The sequence below is a fragment of the Flavobacterium dankookense genome (genome assembly GCF_004362665.1).
Lineage (GTDB): Bacteria > Bacteroidota > Bacteroidia > Flavobacteriales > Flavobacteriaceae > Flavobacterium > Flavobacterium dankookense.
Genome location: NZ_SNXR01000014.1, coordinates 270,237 through 289,780, shown reverse-complemented (window position 1 = coordinate 289,780; position 19,544 = coordinate 270,237). Strand labels below are relative to the sequence as shown.

Below are 19,544 nucleotides of genomic sequence, written 5' to 3'. Positions count from 1 at the left end.
TCATGGGAAGAAAAATATTATTAGACAAAATCAACGTTCCAGGAATTAAAACTTATGAAGTATATCGTCGTGAAGGCGGATATGCATCAGTTGAAAAAGCCTTGAAAAAAATGACACCCGATGAAGTGGTTGAAGAAGTAAAAACTTCGGGACTTCGTGGTCGTGGTGGCGCAGGATTTCCAGCTGGAATGAAATGGAGTTTTATCGATAAAAAATCGGGAAATCCAAGACATTTAGTTTGCAATGCTGACGAATCGGAACCAGGAACTTTCAAAGACCGTTACTTAATGGAGTACATTCCGCATCTTTTAATAGAAGGAATGATTACATCAAGTTATGCTTTGGGTGCAAACCTTTCCTATATCTACATTCGTGGAGAATATATGTGGGTTTACAAAATTTTAGAAAGAGCCATCGCCGAAGCTAAAGCTGCTGGTTGGTTGGGTAAAAATATATTAGGTTCAGGCTATGATTTAGAGCTTTTTGTTCAAATTGGTGGCGGAGCTTACATCTGCGGAGAAGAAACTGCTTTAATTGAAAGTCTTGAAGGAAATCGTGGAAATCCTCGTTTGAAACCACCATTTCCTGCTGTAAAAGGACTTTGGCAAAATCCAACCGTAGTAAATAACGTAGAAACTATTTCTGCTGTGCCTTGGATTATCAATAATTCGGGTGCCGATTATGCAGGAATTGGAATTGGTCGTTCTACTGGAACCAAATTAATTTCAGCTTCTGGAAACATCAAAAATCAAGGTGTTTTCGAAATCGAATTAGGCGTTTCGGTTTACGAATTCATGAATTCTGATGAATATTGTGGCGGAATGCAAACCGATAGACCATTAAAAGCATTAGTTCCAGGAGGAAGTTCGGTGCCGATTTTACCTGCCAATTTAATTTACAAAACGGCTGCAGGTGAAGATAGATTAATGACTTACGAAAGTTTATCTGATGGCGGATTTGCAACAGGTTCAATGTTAGGTTCTGGCGGATTTATTGTTTATGATGACAGAGCGTGTATCGTCCGAAACACATGGAATTTTTCACGTTTTTATCACCACGAAAGCTGCGGACAATGTACGCCTTGCCGAGAAGGAACAGGTTGGTTAGAAAAAGTTTTATGGAGAATTGAAAACGGTCAAGGACGCGAAGAAGACATCGAATTGTTGTGGAGTATTCAGTCCAAAATTGAAGGAAATACGATTTGTCCTCTAGGTGATGCGGCTTCATGGCCAGTTGCTGCGGCAATTCGTCACTTCAGAGACGAGTTTGAATACCACATTCGTTTCCCAGAAAAAATAAAAAATAGAGATCATTTTGTTGCTGAACCATTTGAAAAAGTGAAACATTTAGTAGCAAAGCAAGAAGTTTAAAATAATTAGAAGCGAATGGCTTGGGCATTTTCAACAATCCATTTTCCCGCTTTTCGTTGCAATCTTTTCTTTTTTAAAAGAAAAAAGAAAAGGATTTCCACTACAATCGGGGCTAATTATCAAAAGTAATTACAAAAAATAAAAACTCCATAGGAGTTTAATGTTTATAGAAAAAATAAATATTCCGTTAGGAATTATATATTGGTAATATGAAAGTAACCATAGACGGTCAAGAAATAGAAGTAGAAGCAGGAACAACTATCCTACAAGCTGCTCGTATGATTGGTGGAGAATCAGTTCCGCCAGCCATGTGTTATTATTCAAAACTAAAAGGAACCGGTGGAAAATGCCGTTGCTGTTTAGTTGACGTTACAAAAGGTAGCGAAGCTGATCCAAGACCTATGCCAAAATTAGTAGCATCTTGTGTTACTGGTTGTCAAGACGGAATGGAAGTAGCCAGCAAATCTTCTGAAAGAGTAACCGAAGCTAGAAAAGCCGTAACCGAATTTCTTTTGATAAATCACCCATTAGATTGTCCAGTTTGTGATCAAGCAGGAGAATGTGATTTGCAAAATTTATCCTTTGAACACGGAAAATCAGAAACACGTTTCATCGAAGAAAAAAGAACTTTCGAACCTGAAGATATTGGTGACAAAATTCAACTTCACATGAACCGTTGTATCGTTTGCCAACGTTGTGTAGAAGTTGCCGATCAATTAACTGATGGTAGAGTTCATGGAGTTTTAAATCGTGGTGATCATTCACAAATTTCAACTTGTGTTTCAGCAGCTATTGACAATGAATTCTCTGGAAACATGATTGACGTTTGCCCGGTTGGAGCGTTAACTGATAAAACTTTCCGTTTCAAATCGAGAGTTTGGTTCAACAAACCTTTCAATGCGCACAGAGAATGTACCACGCCAGGATGTTGCGGAAAAACAACACTTTGGATGTTTGGAAACGAAATTCAAAGAGTTACAGCAAGAAAAGACGAATACCACGAAGTAGAAGATTTCATCTGTAACACGTGTCGTTTCGACAAAAAAGAAGTTTCGGATTGGGTTATTGAAGGTCCAAGAAAATTCGAAAAAGATTCTGTAATCAATCAAAATAACTATACTCGCAAAATGGATAAAGTTGTTATCGAAACCGAAAAAGGAATCCTAGAAGGAAGAGATATCGACAGAAAAAAAATTAGTATGGCTGATATCGATTACAACGAAAAAATTGATGGCAACCCAATAAAATCGAAACAATAATGGATAGTGCATTTATAATCGAAAAAAGTGTTTTCATCGTTGCAGTATTTGCAATAACCATGATTATGGCAATGTATTCCACTTGGGCTGAGCGTAAAGTTGCTGCTTATCTTCAGGATAGAGTTGGACCAAATCGTGCGGGTTGGGGTGGATTATTACAACCGCTAGCTGATGGTATGAAATTATTTGCTAAAGAAGAATTTTTTCCAAATACACCAAATCGTTTCTTGTTTATTGTTGGTCCAGCAATTGCGATGAGCACAGCATTGATGACAAGTGCCGTAATTCCTTGGGGCGATAAATTGGAAATTTTTGGACGAACAGTAATTCTACAAGCTACTGATATTGATGTTGCTTTGTTATATGTTTTCGGAATTATATCGGTTGGAGTTTATGGAATAATGATTGGAGGTTGGGCTTCAAATAACAAATTCTCCTTGATGAGTTCGGTTCGTGCCGCTTCTCAAATGGTTTCTTATGAAGTTGCTATGGGATTATCCATCATTGCTTTGTTAATGATGACAGGAACATTGAGCTTAAAAGAAATCGCAGCACAACAAGCCGGAATGAATTGGAATGTATTCTATCAACCTGTTGGTTTTTTGATTTTCTTAATTTGTGCTTTTGCAGAAACTAATAGAACACCTTTTGACTTAGCCGAATGTGAATCGGAGTTGATAGGTGGTTATCACACTGAGTATTCTTCTATGAAAATGGGTTTCTATTTGTTTGCCGAATATGCTAATATGTTTATTTCATCTGCTATCTTAGCTGTCTTGTATTTTGGTGCTTACAACTATCCTGGAATGCAATGGATGGTTGATAATGTTGGGGTAAATGCAGCAAATATTCTTGGAATTGTAGTTTTGTTTATAAAAATATGTTTCTTCATCTTCTTTTACATGTGGATAAGATGGACGATACCGCGTTTTAGATACGATCAATTAATGCATTTGGGTTGGAAAATATTAATTCCATTAGCAATTGTAAATATTATGGTAACTGGAGTTTGTATTCTAGTTTTTAAATAAAAAAGTATGTCAACAGCTATTCAAAATATATCATTATCAGGCAAGAAAAAGCAAGTTTCCAATAAGGAAATGACCTTTCTTGAAAGAATGTATCTTGTTGCTATTGTAAAAGGTTTGTGGATTACCATCAAACACTTTTTCAGAAAAAAAGCAACGATTCATTATCCAGAACAAGTTAGAGAATTTAGTCCTGTGTATCGTGGTCAGCACATGTTGAAACGTGACGAACAAGGAAGAGAAAATTGTACCGCTTGTGGTTTGTGCGCACTTTCTTGTCCAGCAGAAGCCATCACGATGAAAGCCGAAGAACGTAAAAAAGGGGAAGAACATTTGTATCGTGAAGAGAAATATGCTTCAATTTACGAAATCAATATGCTTCGTTGTATTTTCTGTGGATTGTGTGAAGAAGCTTGTCCAAAAGATGCCATTTACTTAACGCTTTCAAAAGAGTTAGTTCCTGCACAATACGACAGAGAAGATTTTATTTTCGGAAAAGATAAATTAGTAATGCCTCTTGAAATGGCTTTGAAAAATACCCAACTTAAAAACGCTAACTAATGTCTCCAGTTTTAATTACATTTTATTTTTTAGCTGCCTTTACCTTGGCTACAGCGTTTTTGACTATTTACAGTAAAAATCCAATTCACAGTGCTATTTATTTAGTATTGTGTATGGCTTCAATAATGGGACATTATTTATTATTGAATGCTCAATTTCTTGCTATTGTACAACTTATCGTTTATGCTGGTGCCATTATGGTATTGATGCTTTTTACCATCATGTTGATGAATCTCAACAAAGAAGACGAAGTTCACAAACCGAGAATTACTCGTCTTGGTGCAATTGTAGTTTTCATCCTGATGAGTGTAGTTTTGATAACTATTTTTATCAATTCAAAAACCATTATGGGTGAATATGATAGTACTGGCGAAGATTTCCAATCGATAAAAGTATTAGGAAAAGTATTGTTGAACGAATATATGGTTCCGTTTGAATTTGCCTCTATTTTATTATTAGTAGCAATGATTGGTACGGTATTATTGACTAAAAAAGAAAAAGAACAGAAATAATGATAGAGAATATTTTAAATATTATTGGTATCGAAAACTATATTTTTCTAACCGTACTACTTTTTTGTATTGGTGTTTTTGGTGTTTTGTATCGTAGAAATGCCATCATAGTTTTCATGTCCATCGAAATTATGTTAAATGCTGTAAACTTATTGTTTGTTGCTTTTTCAACCTATCATCAAGATGCCGAAGGACAAGTTTTTGTGTTTTTCTCAATGGCAGTTGCCGCAGCAGAAGTAGCCGTTGGTTTAGCCATATTAGTTTCGGTTTTTAGAAACCTTGGCTCGATAGATATTGACAATTTAAAGAATTTAAAAGGATAATTCAAAATGGATACAAACTTGGCTTTATTATTACTATTATCTCCATTTGTTGGATTTCTTTTCAATATTTTCTTTGGGAAAAAAGTAAGCAAAGGAATTTCTGGCGCAATTGGAACATTGACAATTGTAGTCTCATTTTTATTGAGCATTTGCTTTTTTGCACAATTAAATCAAAATGGGAAACCATTTGAAATTTCGCTTTTCGATTGGATACAAGTAAGCAATTTCAAATTGGATTTTGGAATTTTATTGGATCAATTATCATTACTTTGGTTATTATTCGTTACAGGAATTGGTTCGCTAATTCACTTGTATTCGATTAGTTATATGCACGATGATGAAAATATGCACAAGTTTTTTGCTTATTTGAATTTGTTCGTGTTTTTCATGATAACATTAGTTGTTGGAAACAATTTATTAGTAATGTTCATCGGTTGGGAAGGCGTTGGATTATGTTCGTATTTACTAATCGGATTTTGGTATAAAAACCAACCGTATAACGATGCTGCAAAGAAAGCTTTCATTATGAACAGAATAGGAGATTTAGGTTTCCTAATTGGTATGTTTATTATCGCAGCTTTATTTTCAACTTTAAATTACGCTGAAATTAAATCTGCTGTTGCTAGTGGAGATGCGAATTCTGCTTTACTTGGATTAGCCGCTTTATGTTTATTCATCGGAGCTTGTGGAAAATCGGCGCAATTACCTTTATATACTTGGTTACCTGATGCCATGGCTGGACCAACGCCAGTTTCTGCATTAATTCACGCGGCAACGATGGTTACCGCAGGTATTTTTATGGTAACAAGAATGAATTTCTTATTCGATTTAACACCAGATGTTCAAAATATTATTGCAATCGTTGGTGCAATTACCGCTTTGGTTGCCGCTTCTATCGGATTATTGCAAAATGATATTAAGAAAGTATTGGCTTATTCAACCGTTTCACAATTAGGTTTGATGTTCCTTGCTTTAGGACTTGGCGCATACACGGTTGCTGTTTTCCACGTAATTACGCATGCGTTTTTCAAAGCCTGTTTGTTCTTAGGTTCGGGTTCAGTAATTCACGGATTGCACGGCGAACAAGACATGAGAAAAATGGGTGGTTTGCGCAAAGCGATGCCAATCACTTTTTGGACTATGATGATTTCAACGTTAGCTATCGCAGGTATTTTCCCTTTTGCAGGTTTTTGGTCAAAAGACGAAATCTTAATGGTTGCTTTCGGACACAATAAAGCATTATGGATTGTGGCTTCTATTGCATCTATCATGACAGCTTTCTATATGTTCCGATTGATGTATTTGACTTTCTTTAGAGAGTTCAGAGGAACAGAAGAACAAAAACACCATTTACACGAAAGTCCAAAATTGATCACTATTCCATTAGTAATTTTAGCAGTTTTAGCTGTAATTGGCGGCGCAATCAATTTGCCAGGAAGTATGTGGTTAAACCATTTCTTGGAACCAGTTTTAGTAGCAAAACACGAAGCGCATCATTTAGGAACTCAAGAATTTATCTTAATGGGAATTGCTTTAGTTGGTGCAATTATCGGAATTATTTGGGCAAACGCTAAATACATCAAACAAGGTTTTGTTCCAAAAGAAGATGCCGAAATCGTTGGTTTTTCAAAAACAATTTATAACAAATACTATGTAGATGAATTCTACACTTTCCTTATCGTTAAACCATTAAATGGATTGTCAAACTTTTTCAGAACTACACTTGAACCTGCATTAGGAAAAGTAGTTTATGGTTTTGGAACGGTGGCAAACGGAATTGGATCTCAAGGTAAAAAATTACAAAACGGAAACATTGGTTTGTACTTATTTGTATTTGTAATTGGTATTTGTGCCATCATAACTTATTTATTCATAGCTCAATAATTTTCATATAATGGATGTAACTACATTATTAATACTACTTTTAATTGGAGCCGTTGCAACACTTGTTTCGGGTGATAAACTAGCTTCAAAAGTAGCTTTACTATTCAGTTTAGTCGCTTTCGGATTATCAATTAATTTACTTTTACAATTCAATCAAGGAACTGACATTGGTTTTGTTTCCAATTGGATTGCTAATCCAAAAGTTGCTTTGGCACTAAAAGCCGACGGTTTATCTATGGCAATGGTTTTATTGACTACAGCTTTAACACCGTTAATTATACTATCATCGTTTGGAAATAGTTTCAATAATAGCAAAAATTTCTATGCTTTGGTTTTGTTCATGGCATTTGCTATGGCTGGAACTTTCCTTGCTGCCGATGGTTTATTATACTATATTTTCTGGGAGTTGGCATTAATTCCTATCTACTTTATTGCCTTAATTTGGGGTAATGGCGACGTTGACGAACGCAAAAAAGCCGTAGTGAAATTTTTCATTTACACTTTAGCAGGTTCGTTATTTATGTTGGTTGGATTTGCTTATTTATATTCAAAAGCAGGAAGTTTCCTTTTGGAAGATTTATACAAATTAGAACTTTCAAACCAAGAACAATTTTGGATTTTCTTTGCTTTCTTTTTGGCTTATGCCATCAAAATTCCAATCATTCCTTTTCATACTTGGCAAGCAAAGGTGTATCAAAAAGCACCAACTGTTGGAACGATGTTACTTTCGGGTATTATGCTAAAAATGGGATTGTACAGCGTTATTCGTTGGCAATTACCAATCGCTCCAGATGCTGCAAAAGAATACATGCCAATCTTAATTGGGTTGAGTATTGCTGGAGTAATTTATGGTTCAGTTGTAGCGCTACGCCAAAAAGATTTGAAAAAATTATTGGCTTATTCGTCTTTGGCTCACGTTGGTTTAATCGCCGCAGGTTGTTATACTTTAACAGCTGACGGTTTAAACGGAGCAGTTTATCAAATGATTGCTCATGGTTTTGTAATTGTTGGGCTATTCTTTGCTGCTGAAGTAATATTTAGAAGATTTGAAACCAGAAAAATTGATGAACTTGGCGGAATTCGTTCACAAGCTTCAGGATTTACTTCCATGTTTATGATATTGGTTTTAGCGTCGGTTGCTTTGCCTGGAACATACAACTTCGTGGGTGAGTTTACCGTTTTATATAGTTTAAGTCAAGTGAATATTTGGTTTGCAGTAATCGGTGGAACAACTATTATTCTTGGAGCGTACTATATGTTGAAAATGTTCCAAAACGTAATGCTTGGCGAAACCAATACTAAAGTTTTTGCTGACGTAACCGTTAGCGAAGCAATTGTTTTTGTGGCAATTATTGGTTTCCTTTTGTTCTTAGGATTGTACCCAAAACCAATCAACAATCTAGTAAATCCAGCGATTAAAGAAATTTTAGCAGTAATAAATAGATAATAAAATGCAAGTATTAATAACAATAGTATCATTAGGAGTTTTTTGTCTGTTGGCAGAGATTTTCAATTTAAGAAAATTGCTGGTACCAATTACTGTAATAGGTTTACTTGCCGTTTTAGGAATTTCGTTAAATCTTTGGTCGATTGATAGTTCGATTGACACTAATTATTTAAACATGATGGCAACGACTAAGTTCTCATCAGCGTTTTCATCACTTTTTATTGTGTTGACGATTTTCATTTTGTTGTTGAGTGACGATTTTTACAAAGACATTCCAACTAAATTTTCTGATTTTATTGCCATTAAAATATTCCTTTTGGCTGGAGCAGTTGCTATGGTTTCGTTTACCAATTTAGCGATGTTCTTTTTAGGAATAGAAATATTGTCAATTTCATTGTACATTTTGGCAGCAAGTCGAAGATTAGACATTAAAAGCAACGAAGCTGGAATGAAATATTTCTTAATGGGTTCATTTGCCTCGGGAATTATTCTATTCGGAATTTGCTTGGTTTATGGCGCAACAGGATATTTCAATTTAGAAGAAATTTATGCATTGTCTCAAGGTATTGGTTTACCAACTTGGTTTCCAATTGGTGTTACGTTAATTGTTATTGGCATGTTGTTCAAAATAGCTGCAGCACCATTTCATTTTTGGGCACCAGATGTTTATGAAGGTTCGCCAGCATTGACAACGGCAATCATGAGTACTTTGGCAAAAGTAGTAGCCATGGCAACATTGTATAAATTATTAAGCGGAATGACCGTTGCACTTGGTTATAAAGTAGAATTATTGATTGTAATTATTTCAATTCTTTCGATGACTATTGGAAATATCATGGCATTACGTCAAAAGAATGTCAAAAGAATGTTGGCTTTTTCGGGTATTTCTCATGCTGGATTTATGCTAATGGCGTTGCTAACTTTATCAACAGCAGCTTCAACACTTTTATATTATACAACCGCTTATGCTTTAGCAGGAATTGCAGCATTTGCAGTAATCATAATGGTAACAAAAAACAAAGAGAACGAGAATATTGAAAACTTCAACGGTTTAGGAAAAACAAATCCTTTGATGGCAGCAGTTTTAACAGCTTCGCTATTGTCGATGGCTGGAATTCCTATTTTCTCTGGATTTTTTGCTAAATTCATGTTGTTTAGCGATACCGTAAAAGCTGGGTTTTTAATAGTAGTTATCGCAGGTGTAATCAACTCAATTATTAGTGTTGGTTACTACTTCAAATTGATTTTAGCAATGTATACTAAAGAATCAAATGAAGAGAAAGTATCAATTCCTTTTGCTTATACAATTGTAGCAATTGTTGCTATAGTTTTAAATATTGTTATTGGAATTTATCCTTCTTTACTAACCGATTTATTGGTTTAATATAGTTTTAGAAGAAACTTTTCCTTTCAAAATACTGGTTTATGTCTATGAGAAATCGTCGATTTTTTTCAAAGAATACCAATCTATTTTTTATAATCTTCTTTTTGGTTATAAGTCTTTCTGCGCAACAAAAAGAAGTAGATTTTGATGCGGTTGACTCACTTTATCGCGAAGACCAATTCTATGTAAATGTGTCTTATTGCACATTATTAAATCAGCCAGATGGTTTAAATCAAAATAAATTTTCACCAGGAATTAGCCTGGGATTTCTTAGAGATATGCCTATCAATAAAGACAGAACAATTGCAATTGCTGTTGGATTAGGATATTCTTTAAACACCTACAATCAAAATTTATTGATAGAAGAAGTCGGTGATGATTACACATATGCCATTTTTCCAGAAGCAGATGGCGTTTCCTATTCCAAAGACCGATTTTCTTTTCATACTGTTGATTTACCAATAGAATTCAGATGGCGAAACTCAACACCAGAAAGTTATAAATTTTGGAGAGTTTATGCAGGATTTAAATTTAGTTATTTGTTTTATGACCAATACAAAATTGAATCAACTATTGGAGATAGAAAGATTTCCAATAATAAAGATTTAAACCAATTTCAATATGGAACTTACCTTTCTGTAGGTTGGAATACCGTTAATTTGTATGCGTATTATGGTCTAAATCCGTTGTTTAAATCATCTGCAAAAATTGATGGTGAAGCGTTGGATATTAGCGCGCTTCATTTTGGTCTCATGTTTTATATTCTATAACCAAAAATAGAGTAAAACCAGCTGGGGAATAATTCCACAAAGAAAACCAATCAGTAATTCTTTTTTATTATGTGCTTTCATTTCTAGTCGAGATGAAGCAACAAAACCGTTCATAACCACAAAAAACATCACCGTATTAATAATATTGATTTGAGAATGAACACTTAGACCAATAATGAAAACGGTTAAAGCACTCATTCCAATCATGTGAATACTTGATTTTACTTTAAGAAAAAGTAGTCCAAATGCAAAAATCGCACTTAACAATCCACCAAATAAGAAGTAAAATAGTTCAGGAAATTTATCAATTGTGATGCTTTTTACAATCAAAATCGAAAGCAACATAATTTGTAATAACAATGGAATTTTTCGTTGCGAAATGTCAGAAAGCATTATGTTATCTACTTTTCCAAAGGTTCTAAGTAAATAAAAAAATGCAACGGGAAGTAAAATAGTAATAATTATGATTTGGATAAATAGTACTAAATGTTGGTAAAACGAAAAATAAGCATCATTTATTAGAACATAAAAAAAAGTTCCAAAAAGCGGAATAAAAATAGGATGGAAGAGATATGAAAAAAAGGGAAGGATTTTTTTCAAAATGAATTATTTCGGACAAATATATGAATTCATTAAAAGTTTATGAAACAAGTTTGTTAGATTTGTTTGAATTAACATTTAAAAGATGAAAATTTCTAAACTATTATTACTAACAACTACTTTGTTTTTATTTGCTTGTACAAGTAAAAATGAGATGGAACTTGATTTTTCAAAACCTTTACAAAAAAAAGATTTCAAAATTCAAATTCAAATTTTAGGAAGTGATGTTAATCGAAAAGTGATTTATGATGGAAATGTAATTTATGATGTTCCAAATGAATACGGAGAAAACGATTGGCATTTCAATTACAAAGATAGTTTGTATGCTTATTTTAGACATTTTAAAAGCAATAGAAATGATAAACATAACTATACATTTCGTTTTTTTCAAAAAGAAAACAACGTTTTTGCAGAAATTCAAATCGATGGAGTATCAAACGAATTGAAAACAATATCGTTTACAAAAAGCAAAAAAATTTTTCATTGAAATTAAATTTTCTTTCTCATTCTCGCTACAGGAATATCGAGTAAATCTCTATATTTTGCTATAGTTCTTCGAGCTATTGGATAACCTTTTTCTTTTAAAATTTCAACTAATTGATCGTCGGGTAAAGGTTTACTCTTATCTTCTTCTTCGATAACCGTTTTTAATATTTTTTTGATTTCCAAAGTAGAAACATCTTCACCTTGATCGTTTTTCATTGCTTCAGAAAAGAATTCTTTGACCAATTTGGTTCCATAAGGCGTGTCAACATATTTACTATTTGCAACACGTGAAACCGTTGAAATATCTAAACCAACCATGTCCGCAATGTCTTTTAATATCATTGGTTTCAGCTTGGTTTCTTCGCCATCAAGAAAGTATTCTTGTTGAAAATGCATGATGGCATTCATAGTAACATACAGCGTTTCTTGTCGCTGACGTATTGCATCGATAAACCATTTTGCTGAATCTAATTTTTGTTTAATAAACTGAACAGCATCTTTCTGCGAATGTGATTTGTCGCGCGAATCTTTATAGGTTTGCAGCATTTCTTGATAGTCTTTCGAAACATGAAGTGATGGAGCATTTCTTCCGTTAAGAGTAAGTTCTAATTCGCCTTCGATAATTCTAATAGTAAAATCAGGAACGATTTGCTCCACAACTCGACTGCTGCTATCAAACGAACCACCAGGTTTTGGATTTAATCTTTCAATTTCCTCAATCGCTTTTTTAAGTTGCTCTTGTGATATTTCGCAAAGGGTTAAAAGTTTTTCGTAATGCTTCTTTGTGAAATGGTCAAAATAGTTTTCGAGTAAATTTATGGCCAAATCAATATATTCCGAAGGCGTTTTTCTTCTCAGTTGAAGAAGTAAGCATTCTTGCAAATCCCTTGCGCCAACTCCAGAAGGATCTAAATCGTGAATGATATGAAGAATTTTTTCTACTTTTTTTTCATCGGTATAAATACCTTGTGTAAAAGCCATATCGTCAACAATATCCTGAATACTTCTACGTAAATAGCCATCATCATCAATACTTCCAACTAAAAACTCAGCAATATCTCGTTCATCATCGTTTAAAATAAATGTATTTAATTGGTTGATTAAATCTTGATGAAAACTGGTTTGTGTAGCGAAAGGTGTTTCTCTTTCATCGTCATCTTCACTATAATTATTCGCTTGAAGCTTATAATCTGGTGTTTCGTCGTCGCTTAAATATTCGTCAATGTTGATATCGTCTGATGCAATACTTTCATTATCTTCATATTCATCATAATCATCATTGTTGTCAAATTCGTCTTTTTCATAAATTTCTTCCTCATCTTTACCATTTTCCAACGCCGGATTTTCAATCAACTCTTCTTTCAATCGTTGTTCAAAGGCTTGCGTAGGCAATTGAATTAACTTCATCAACTGAATTTGTTGTGGAGATAATTTTTGAGATAATTTAAGATTTAAAAACTGTTTTAACATTTTATGTTTATGAGTTTATTTGTTGATAAATTTATAATATAACCTTATAAACTTTAGCCTTATAACCTTTTTTAAAATTCCGCATTTTGTGGCGTTCTTGGAAAAGGAATTACGTCACGAATGTTAGTCATTCCAGTAACGAAAAGTACTAATCGTTCAAAACCTAATCCAAAACCTGAGTGAACTGCTGAACCAAATCGTCTGGTATCCAAATACCACCAAAGTTCTTCTTCATCAATTCCTAATGCTTTCATTTTTTCAACCAAAACATCATAACGTTCTTCTCTTTGCGAACCACCAACGATTTCTCCGATGCCTGGGAAAAGAATATCCATAGCGCGAACGGTTTTTCCGTCTTCGTTTAATCGCATGTAAAATGCTTTGATATTGGCTGGATAATCAAACAAAATTACGGGACATTTGAAATGTTTTTCAACCAAATAACGTTCGTGCTCACTTTGTAAATCTGCACCCCATTCGTTGATGATATATTGGAACTTTTTCTTTTTATTTGGCGTTGAATCTCTAAGAATATCAATCGCTTCGGTGTAAGAAACACGTTTGAAGTTGTTTTCTAAAACGAAATTCAATTTTTCTAACAAAGCCATTTCGCTTCTGTCAGCTTGTGGTTTTGATTTTTCTTCTTCTAATAAACGACCTTCCAAAAACTTCAAATCGTCTTGACATTTATCAATCGTATATTTTATGATATACTGAATAAAATCTTCTGCCAAATCCATGTTGTCATCCAAATCATTGAAAGCAACTTCGGGTTCAATCATCCAAAATTCTGCCAAGTGACGTGATGTATTTGAATTTTCAGCACGGAAAGTTGGTCCAAAAGTGTAAATCTGACCTAATGCCATAGCAAAAGTTTCGCCTTCCAATTGTCCAGAAACCGTAAGATTAGTATGTTTTCCAAAGAAATCTTTTTTATAATCGATGTTTCCGTCTTCTGTTCTTGGCGGATTGTCTAATGGCAACGAAGTTACTTGAAACATTTCGCCTGCGCCTTCAGCATCAGCACCAGTAATTACTGGCGTATTTACATAAACAAATCCTTTTTCTTGGAAATACGTATGAACTGCATGTGCCAAAACTGAACGAACTCTCATAATTGCGCCAAACGCGTTTGTTCTTACACGCAAATGAGCATTCTCTCGTAAAAATTCAAGCGAATGTTTTTTCGGTTGCATTGGAAATTTCTCAGCATCAGAATCGCCAAGAATTTCAAGTTTAGTAACCTGAATTTCAAATTTCTGTCCAGCACCTTGACTTTCAACTAAATTTCCAATAACAGAAATCGCAGCACCAGTTGTAATTCTTTTTAAGGTTTCTTCTGGTGTGTTTTCAAAATCAACAACACATTGAATATTATGAATCGTCGAACCGTCGTTCAACGCTATAAATTGATTATTTCTAAAAGTTCTAACCCAACCTTTTGCATTTACTTCTGTGTTCACTTTCGAGCCGCTTAAAAGCGCTTTGACTTTTGTATGTTTCATTTTTTTAATATGAGATTTTAAATTTTAGATATTAAATATTTAAAATTTGATATTTAATATTCCAATCGCAAATATAAATTATTTATTTTTCTTTTCTAAAGCATCGACTGCTTCATCGGTTTGTTCTAATATATCGATTATCGGTTCTGGTAATTCTTGCTGATTTGCCAACGTTTTATTCAAAGTCAATACCAATGACGGTAATAAAACTAAATTTGACAACATTCCGAAGGATAAAGTTAATGCAACCAATCCGCCAAGCGCAACTGTTCCGCCAAAACTTGAAAGCATAAACACCGAAAACCCGAAAAATAGTACGATTGACGTGTAAAACATACTAATTCCAGCATCATTGAAGGTGGCAAAGACTGATTTTTTTATTTTCCAATCGTTTCGTGCCAATTCCAATCGGTATTGTGCTAAAAATCGAAGTGTATCATCCACTGACATTCCAAAAGCAATTCCAAAAACTAATAACGTTGACGGTTTTAAAGGAATGCCTAAAAAGCCCATCAAACCTGCAGTCATCAGTAATGGCAACAAATTAGGAATGATAGAAACCAATACCATTTTTAGCGATCGGAACATAACAGCAACCAATCCGCCAGTCAAGGCAAAAGCAAATAATAATGAGGATAATAAATTGTCTAACAGATATTTAGTTCCTTTTTGAAATACAGAAGGTTTTCCTGTGATGATAACTTCATATCGTGGTGATGGAAACAATTTATTAACTTTATTACGAATGTGTGCTTCGATAGATTCCATTTTTTCACCATTTTCATCTTTGATAAAAGTGGTCATTCTTGCTACACTTCCATCAGCAGTAATGTAACTTTTCAACTGATTTTCTTTAGAATTTTTCAGTGAATTTTTAATGTAAGGCAATAAAAATATTTCTTCTTGTGATGAAGGCAAACTATAATATTCAGGATTTCCGTTGTAGTAAGCTTGGTTAAAACTTTTGGCAATATTTACAACCGATAATGGCTTTGAAAGCTCAGGAACGTCCATGATGGTTTGTTCCAATTCTTCCATTCTACGAAGGTTGGAAAGTTTCATCGCACCATTTTTTCGTTTGGTGTCAATCATGATTTCTAAAGGCATTACGCCATCAAATTCTTTTTCAAAAAAACGAATATCATCAAAAAAAGTCGTGTTTTTAGGCATATCTTCGATGATGCTACCAGAAACTTTTATTTTATTAATTCCGATAATTCCAAAAGCCAAAAGACAAACGGCCGTAACATAAACACCAACTCGGTTGTATTTTACTGTATTGACAATCCATTTTAAAAACGAAGTCAACGATTCTCGTTCCAAATGGCCAAGATGTCTCGGAATTGGCGGTGGAATATAACTAAAAAATATAGGTACAATCAATAAACACAACAAATAAATCGCCAAAATATTGATGGTTGTTACAATTCCAAACTCTCTCAACAAATCATTATTAGTAGCAATAAATGTAGCAAATCCAACAGCTGTCGTTATGTTAGTCATTAAAGTAGCTGTTCCTGTCTTCGTGATAACGCGTTGCAACGCTTTTGCTTTATTAGCATGTTTGTAATATTCCTGATGGTATTTGTTGATGAAGAAAATACAATTTGGAATACCAATAACAATGACCAATGTTGGCACCAAAGCCGTAAGAACGTTAATTTCATAACCCAAGCCAGCGATAATTCCAAACGACCACATAACGCCAATAATCACGATGATTAACGAAATTAATGTTGCTCTAAACGACCTGAAAAAGTAGAAAAATATCAACGAAGTAATCAACAATGCGGCACCAATAAACAGACCAATTTCGTCAATGATAGTTTTAGCATTCAATGTTCGGATGTAAGGCATTCCAGAAGTATGAAGCTCAATATTGGTTTTTTGGGTAAAGTTTTCAATAGCAGGAATTAGTTTTTCTAAAACATAATCTTTCCTGATTTTGGTATTGACAATTTTTTTGTCCAAATATATTGCCGAACGAATAGCTCCCGATTTTTTGTTAAACAACAATCCTTCATAAAAAGGCATTTTGCTGAATAAATCTTTTTGAATTTGAGTTAAATAGGCTTCGTCTTGAATTTTATTTTTGTCAACCAAAGGTTTTAATTCAAAGGTTTCTAGCGAATCGTTTTTAACCAATTTTTGCAAATTATCCACCGAAACGACCAAGCTAACTTCTTTACTCGATTGAATGGTTTGCATCAATTCGCTCCAAGCTTGATATACTTTTGGGGTAAAAAGCTTTTTATCTTTTGTAGCAATAACAATTAAGTTTCCTTCTTCGCCAAAACAATCAAGGAATTTTTGATAATCTACATTTACTTTATCGTCTAGTGGAATTAAGTTGGCTTCGGTTTGTGTAAATCGTATTGATTTCCACTGCAAAGCCAGTAAAACGGTGATTAAAACAATACAACCAAGAATGACAATTCGGTTTCTAAGAATTACTCTCGCAATAAATTCCCAAAAACCAATACCTAACAATTTTTTCATAAAATCCTAATGGGTTGCAAAGGTAATCAAAACGGCAAAAAACACTCCTTTTTTAGAAAGAATTTGACTTAACTTTAATTTGTTTTTACATAAAATTAATGAATCGTTATTTATTCTAATTTTTTAGAAAATAACATTCCTTTTTCTCATATTTGTGAGGCGATTTAAAAAGTATGAGGAATTTAAAAAACACTATATTTTATATTCTAGTAACAGGAGGTTTTACGGCTTTGATGTACTGGATTGTTGAACAAGGAAAACTACTTGAAGTAGGTAGAAAAATAGTTTCTCCATCTTCAAATGATACACAATGGACACAGTTTTTATCATCACTTTTTCACAATTTGCAACATCCAGTAGCATTACTTTTGATGCAAATCATTACGATTGTTTTGGTTGCTCGAATTTTTGGCTGGATTTTTAGAAAAATTGGTCAGCCAACAGTTATTGGAGAAATTATTGCGGGAATTGCACTTGGACCATCGCTTTTTGGATTGTATTTTCCCGATTTAAACCAGTCGCTGTTTCCTGTGGCTTCGCTAGGAAATCTTCAAGTTTTAAGTCAAGTTGGTTTGATACTTTTCATGTATGTTATTGGGATGGAATTGGATTTGAAAGTATTGAAAAACAAAGCCAATGATGCCGTTGTAATCAGTCATGCGAGTATCGTAATTCCGTTTGCACTTGGGATTGGATTATCGTATTTCATCTATCACGAATTTGCTCCACAAGGTGTTGAGTTTCTCTCTTTTGGATTGTTTATGGGAATAGCCATGAGCATAACGGCGTTTCCAGTTTTAGCCAGAATTGTACAAGAACGAGGTATTCATAAAACCCGATTAGGAACGATTGTAATCACTTGTGCTGCCGCCGATGATATTACAGCTTGGTGTTTGTTAGCTGCTGTAATTGCCATTGTAAAAGCCGGAAGTTTTGTCAGTTCGCTCTACATTATTGCTTTAGCAATGCTTTTTGTGTTGGCGATGCTTTTTGTGGTAAAACCGTTTTTAAAACGTATTGGTGATTTGTATGCCAACAAAGAAAATTTGAATAAACCCGTAGTTGCTATTTTCTTTTTAACCGTAATTGTCTCGGCATACTTGAGCGAAGTCATTGGAATTCATGCGTTGTTTGGTGCTTTTATGGCTGGAGCAATTATGCCCGAAAGTGCTAAGTTTAGAAATATTTTTATCGAAAAAGTAGAAGATGTAGCCGTAATTTTATTGTTGCCACTTTTCTTTGTTTTCACGGGTTTACGTACAGAAATTGGTTTAATCAACGAACCTTATTTGTGGAAAATAACAGGTTATATCATTTTAGTTGCCGTTATTGGAAAGTTTCTTGGAAGTGCTTTGGCAGCGCGATTTGTGGGTCAAAATTGGCGCGATAGTTTAACCATTGGTGCGTTGATGAACACGCGTGGATTGATGGAATTGGTTGTTTTGAATATTGGCTATGAACTCGGTGTGCTTTCGCCAAAAGTCTTCACGATGATGGTTATCATGGCATTGGTTACTACTTTTATGACTGGTCCAGCGTTGGATATTATCAATTATATATTCAAATCAAAAGATGTTTTTATTCCTTCCGATGTTAAAAACAATTCGGATTATAAAGTGCTGATTTCTTTTGGGAACAATGAAAAAGGCAAATCATTACTGCGATTAGCAAACAGTTTGGTCAAAAAACAAACGGAAACAACACTAGTTACTGCTATGCATTTTTCGTCGAGTGATGAATTGCATGCTTACGATTTAGAAGAATATGAAACTGAGGCTTTTGAACCCATCATAAACGAGTCCAAAGTTTTAAATCAAAAAATAACTACTATTTTCAAGGCAACCAACGACATTGAAACCGATATTGTTGATGTTTCTGTAAAAGGAGAATATGATTTATTGTTGGTTGGTTTAGGAAAATCCATTTTTGAAGGAACGATTCTCGGACGCGTTTTAGGTTTCACATCTCGATTTATAAACCCAGATCGATTGTTGGATAAATTCACTGGAAAAGAAGGGCTTTTTGAAAATTCGCCTTTTGACGATAGAACGCGATTGATTATTTCAAAATCAAAAACACCGCTGGGAATTTTGATTGATAAAGATTTGAAGAAAGTAGAAAACGTAACCATTCCGATTATGAGTATTGGCGATGCGTTTCTTTTTGATTATGCCGAACGATTGATTTTTAACAACAATACTAAAGTTACCATCATTGAAAATGAAGGTCAGCGAAAAAACAATTTCATCATTGAAAATGCAGTTGCAGGTCTAAAATTAAAATATGCTAATAACTTGCAAATCGTGGAGTATGGAAAACTCAACAAACCTTTATTAGAAAAGCAAGATTTGATAGTGGTTAGTCTAGAAAGCTGGAAAAAAATCGTTGATGAAGAAGAAACTTGGCTTAGTGATATTCCTTCGGCTTTGATAGTGAAGCCTTAATT

16 protein-coding genes are annotated in these 19,544 nt (G+C 34.0%); 12 read left to right on the top strand and 4 right to left on the bottom strand.

Features of this window, described 5'->3' with window-relative positions; translation table 11 throughout:
- The first annotated feature begins 2 nt into the window (after positions 1-2).
- The 10 genes from nuoF (at position 3) to BC748_RS09695 (ending at position 10,538) form a co-directional block, all read left to right on the top strand.
- Positions 3-1,370, top strand: coding sequence for an NADH-quinone oxidoreductase subunit NuoF (gene nuoF / locus BC748_RS09740; RefSeq protein WP_133533298.1), 1,368 nt, complete (start codon positions 3-5; stop codon positions 1,368-1,370).
- A gap of 209 nt (positions 1,371-1,579) precedes the next feature.
- A complete protein-coding gene (locus BC748_RS09735; protein WP_133533297.1) occupies positions 1,580-2,629 on the top strand; it encodes an NADH-quinone oxidoreductase subunit G in 1,050 nt (349 codons plus the stop codon).
- Positions 2,629-3,660 (top strand): NADH-quinone oxidoreductase subunit NuoH, encoded by a 1,032-nt coding sequence (gene nuoH / locus BC748_RS09730; protein WP_133533296.1) that lies wholly within the window; start codon positions 2,629-2,631, stop codon positions 3,658-3,660. The genes BC748_RS09735 and nuoH overlap by 1 nt, the downstream gene beginning before the upstream one ends.
- 6 nt (positions 3,661-3,666) lie before the next feature.
- Positions 3,667-4,218, top strand: coding sequence for a NuoI/complex I 23 kDa subunit family protein (locus BC748_RS09725; RefSeq protein WP_133533295.1), 552 nt, complete (start codon positions 3,667-3,669; stop codon positions 4,216-4,218).
- Positions 4,218-4,730 (top strand): NADH-quinone oxidoreductase subunit J family protein, encoded by a 513-nt coding sequence (locus BC748_RS09720; protein WP_133533294.1) that lies wholly within the window; start codon positions 4,218-4,220, stop codon positions 4,728-4,730. The genes BC748_RS09725 and BC748_RS09720 overlap by 1 nt, the downstream gene beginning before the upstream one ends.
- Before the next feature lie 2 nt (positions 4,731-4,732).
- The gene (gene nuoK, locus BC748_RS09715) at positions 4,733-5,053 is read left to right on the top strand and encodes an NADH-quinone oxidoreductase subunit NuoK (protein WP_133533401.1); all 321 of its coding nucleotides are present in this window, start codon (positions 4,733-4,735) and stop codon (positions 5,051-5,053) included.
- A 6-nt stretch (positions 5,054-5,059) separates the two neighbouring features.
- Positions 5,060-6,937, top strand: a complete 1,878-nt coding sequence (nuoL, locus tag BC748_RS09710) for an NADH-quinone oxidoreductase subunit L (protein WP_133533293.1) — start codon at positions 5,060-5,062, stop codon at positions 6,935-6,937.
- 10 nt (positions 6,938-6,947) lie between these two features.
- Positions 6,948-8,384, top strand: a complete 1,437-nt coding sequence (locus tag BC748_RS09705) for a complex I subunit 4 family protein (RefSeq protein ID WP_133533292.1) — start codon at positions 6,948-6,950, stop codon at positions 8,382-8,384.
- Positions 8,385-8,388: 4 nt separating this feature from the next.
- Entirely contained in the window at positions 8,389-9,768 is a 1,380-nt protein-coding gene (locus tag BC748_RS09700; RefSeq protein WP_133533291.1) for an NADH-quinone oxidoreductase subunit N, read from the top strand.
- Between the two features lie 41 nt (positions 9,769-9,809).
- Positions 9,810-10,538 carry a porin family protein gene (locus tag BC748_RS09695; protein WP_246014032.1) on the top strand — a complete coding sequence of 243 codons (729 nt, stop codon included), beginning with the start codon at positions 9,810-9,812 and terminating at the stop codon, positions 10,536-10,538.
- Here BC748_RS09695 and BC748_RS09690 read toward each other — a convergent pair.
- Positions 10,533-11,138 carry a hypothetical protein gene (locus BC748_RS09690; RefSeq protein ID WP_133533290.1) on the bottom strand — a complete coding sequence of 202 codons (606 nt, stop codon included), beginning with the start codon at positions 11,136-11,138 and terminating at the stop codon, positions 10,533-10,535. The two genes, BC748_RS09695 and BC748_RS09690, sit on opposite strands and share 6 nt — an antisense overlap.
- Before the next feature lie 85 nt (positions 11,139-11,223).
- On the opposite strand from BC748_RS09690, the gene BC748_RS09685 reads away from it, so the two are divergent.
- On the top strand, positions 11,224-11,625 hold the full coding sequence (locus tag BC748_RS09685; RefSeq protein ID WP_133533289.1) for a hypothetical protein: 402 nt from the start codon (positions 11,224-11,226) through the stop codon (positions 11,623-11,625).
- 2 nt (positions 11,626-11,627) lie between these two features.
- On the opposite strand, the gene rpoN is transcribed toward BC748_RS09685, so the two are convergent.
- The 3 genes from rpoN to BC748_RS09670 form a co-directional block, all read right to left on the bottom strand.
- On the bottom strand, positions 11,628-13,094 hold the full coding sequence (gene rpoN, locus BC748_RS09680) for an RNA polymerase factor sigma-54 (RefSeq protein ID WP_133533288.1): 1,467 nt from the start codon (positions 13,092-13,094) through the stop codon (positions 11,628-11,630).
- Between the two features lie 71 nt (positions 13,095-13,165).
- A complete protein-coding gene (gene asnS, locus BC748_RS09675) occupies positions 13,166-14,599 on the bottom strand; it encodes an asparagine--tRNA ligase (protein ID WP_133533287.1) in 1,434 nt (477 codons plus the stop codon).
- Between the two features lie 78 nt (positions 14,600-14,677).
- Positions 14,678-17,098: an efflux RND transporter permease subunit gene (locus BC748_RS09670; RefSeq protein ID WP_133533286.1), complete on the bottom strand. Its 2,421-nt coding sequence runs from the start codon at positions 17,096-17,098 to the stop codon at positions 14,678-14,680.
- Positions 17,099-17,271: 173 nt separating this feature from the next.
- On the opposite strand from BC748_RS09670, the gene BC748_RS09665 reads away from it, so the two are divergent.
- Entirely contained in the window at positions 17,272-19,542 is a 2,271-nt protein-coding gene (locus BC748_RS09665; RefSeq protein WP_133533285.1) for a cation:proton antiporter, read from the top strand.
- Positions 19,543-19,544: the final 2 nt, after the last annotated feature.

Coding starts and splice junctions, on each gene's coding strand:
- BC748_RS09725 (WP_133533295.1), top strand. CDS start 3,667: ATGTCAACAGCTATTCAAAATATATCATTATCAGGCAAGAAAAAGCAA.
- BC748_RS09685 (WP_133533289.1), top strand. CDS start 11,224: ATGAAAATTTCTAAACTATTATTACTAACAACTACTTTGTTTTTATTT.
- nuoH (WP_133533296.1), top strand. CDS start 2,629: ATGGATAGTGCATTTATAATCGAAAAAAGTGTTTTCATCGTTGCAGTA.
- BC748_RS09695 (WP_246014032.1), top strand. CDS start 9,810: ATGTCTATGAGAAATCGTCGATTTTTTTCAAAGAATACCAATCTATTT.
- BC748_RS09665 (WP_133533285.1), top strand. CDS start 17,272: ATGAGGAATTTAAAAAACACTATATTTTATATTCTAGTAACAGGAGGT.
- rpoN (WP_133533288.1), bottom strand. CDS start 13,094: ATGTTAAAACAGTTTTTAAATCTTAAATTATCTCAAAAATTATCTCCA.
- nuoF (WP_133533298.1), top strand. CDS start 3: ATGGGAAGAAAAATATTATTAGACAAAATCAACGTTCCAGGAATTAAA.
- BC748_RS09700 (WP_133533291.1), top strand. CDS start 8,389: ATGCAAGTATTAATAACAATAGTATCATTAGGAGTTTTTTGTCTGTTG.
- asnS (WP_133533287.1), bottom strand. CDS start 14,599: ATGAAACATACAAAAGTCAAAGCGCTTTTAAGCGGCTCGAAAGTGAAC.
- BC748_RS09705 (WP_133533292.1), top strand. CDS start 6,948: ATGGATGTAACTACATTATTAATACTACTTTTAATTGGAGCCGTTGCA.
- nuoL (WP_133533293.1), top strand. CDS start 5,060: ATGGATACAAACTTGGCTTTATTATTACTATTATCTCCATTTGTTGGA.
- BC748_RS09670 (WP_133533286.1), bottom strand. CDS start 17,098: ATGAAAAAATTGTTAGGTATTGGTTTTTGGGAATTTATTGCGAGAGTA.
- BC748_RS09720 (WP_133533294.1), top strand. CDS start 4,218: ATGTCTCCAGTTTTAATTACATTTTATTTTTTAGCTGCCTTTACCTTG.
- BC748_RS09735 (WP_133533297.1), top strand. CDS start 1,580: ATGAAAGTAACCATAGACGGTCAAGAAATAGAAGTAGAAGCAGGAACA.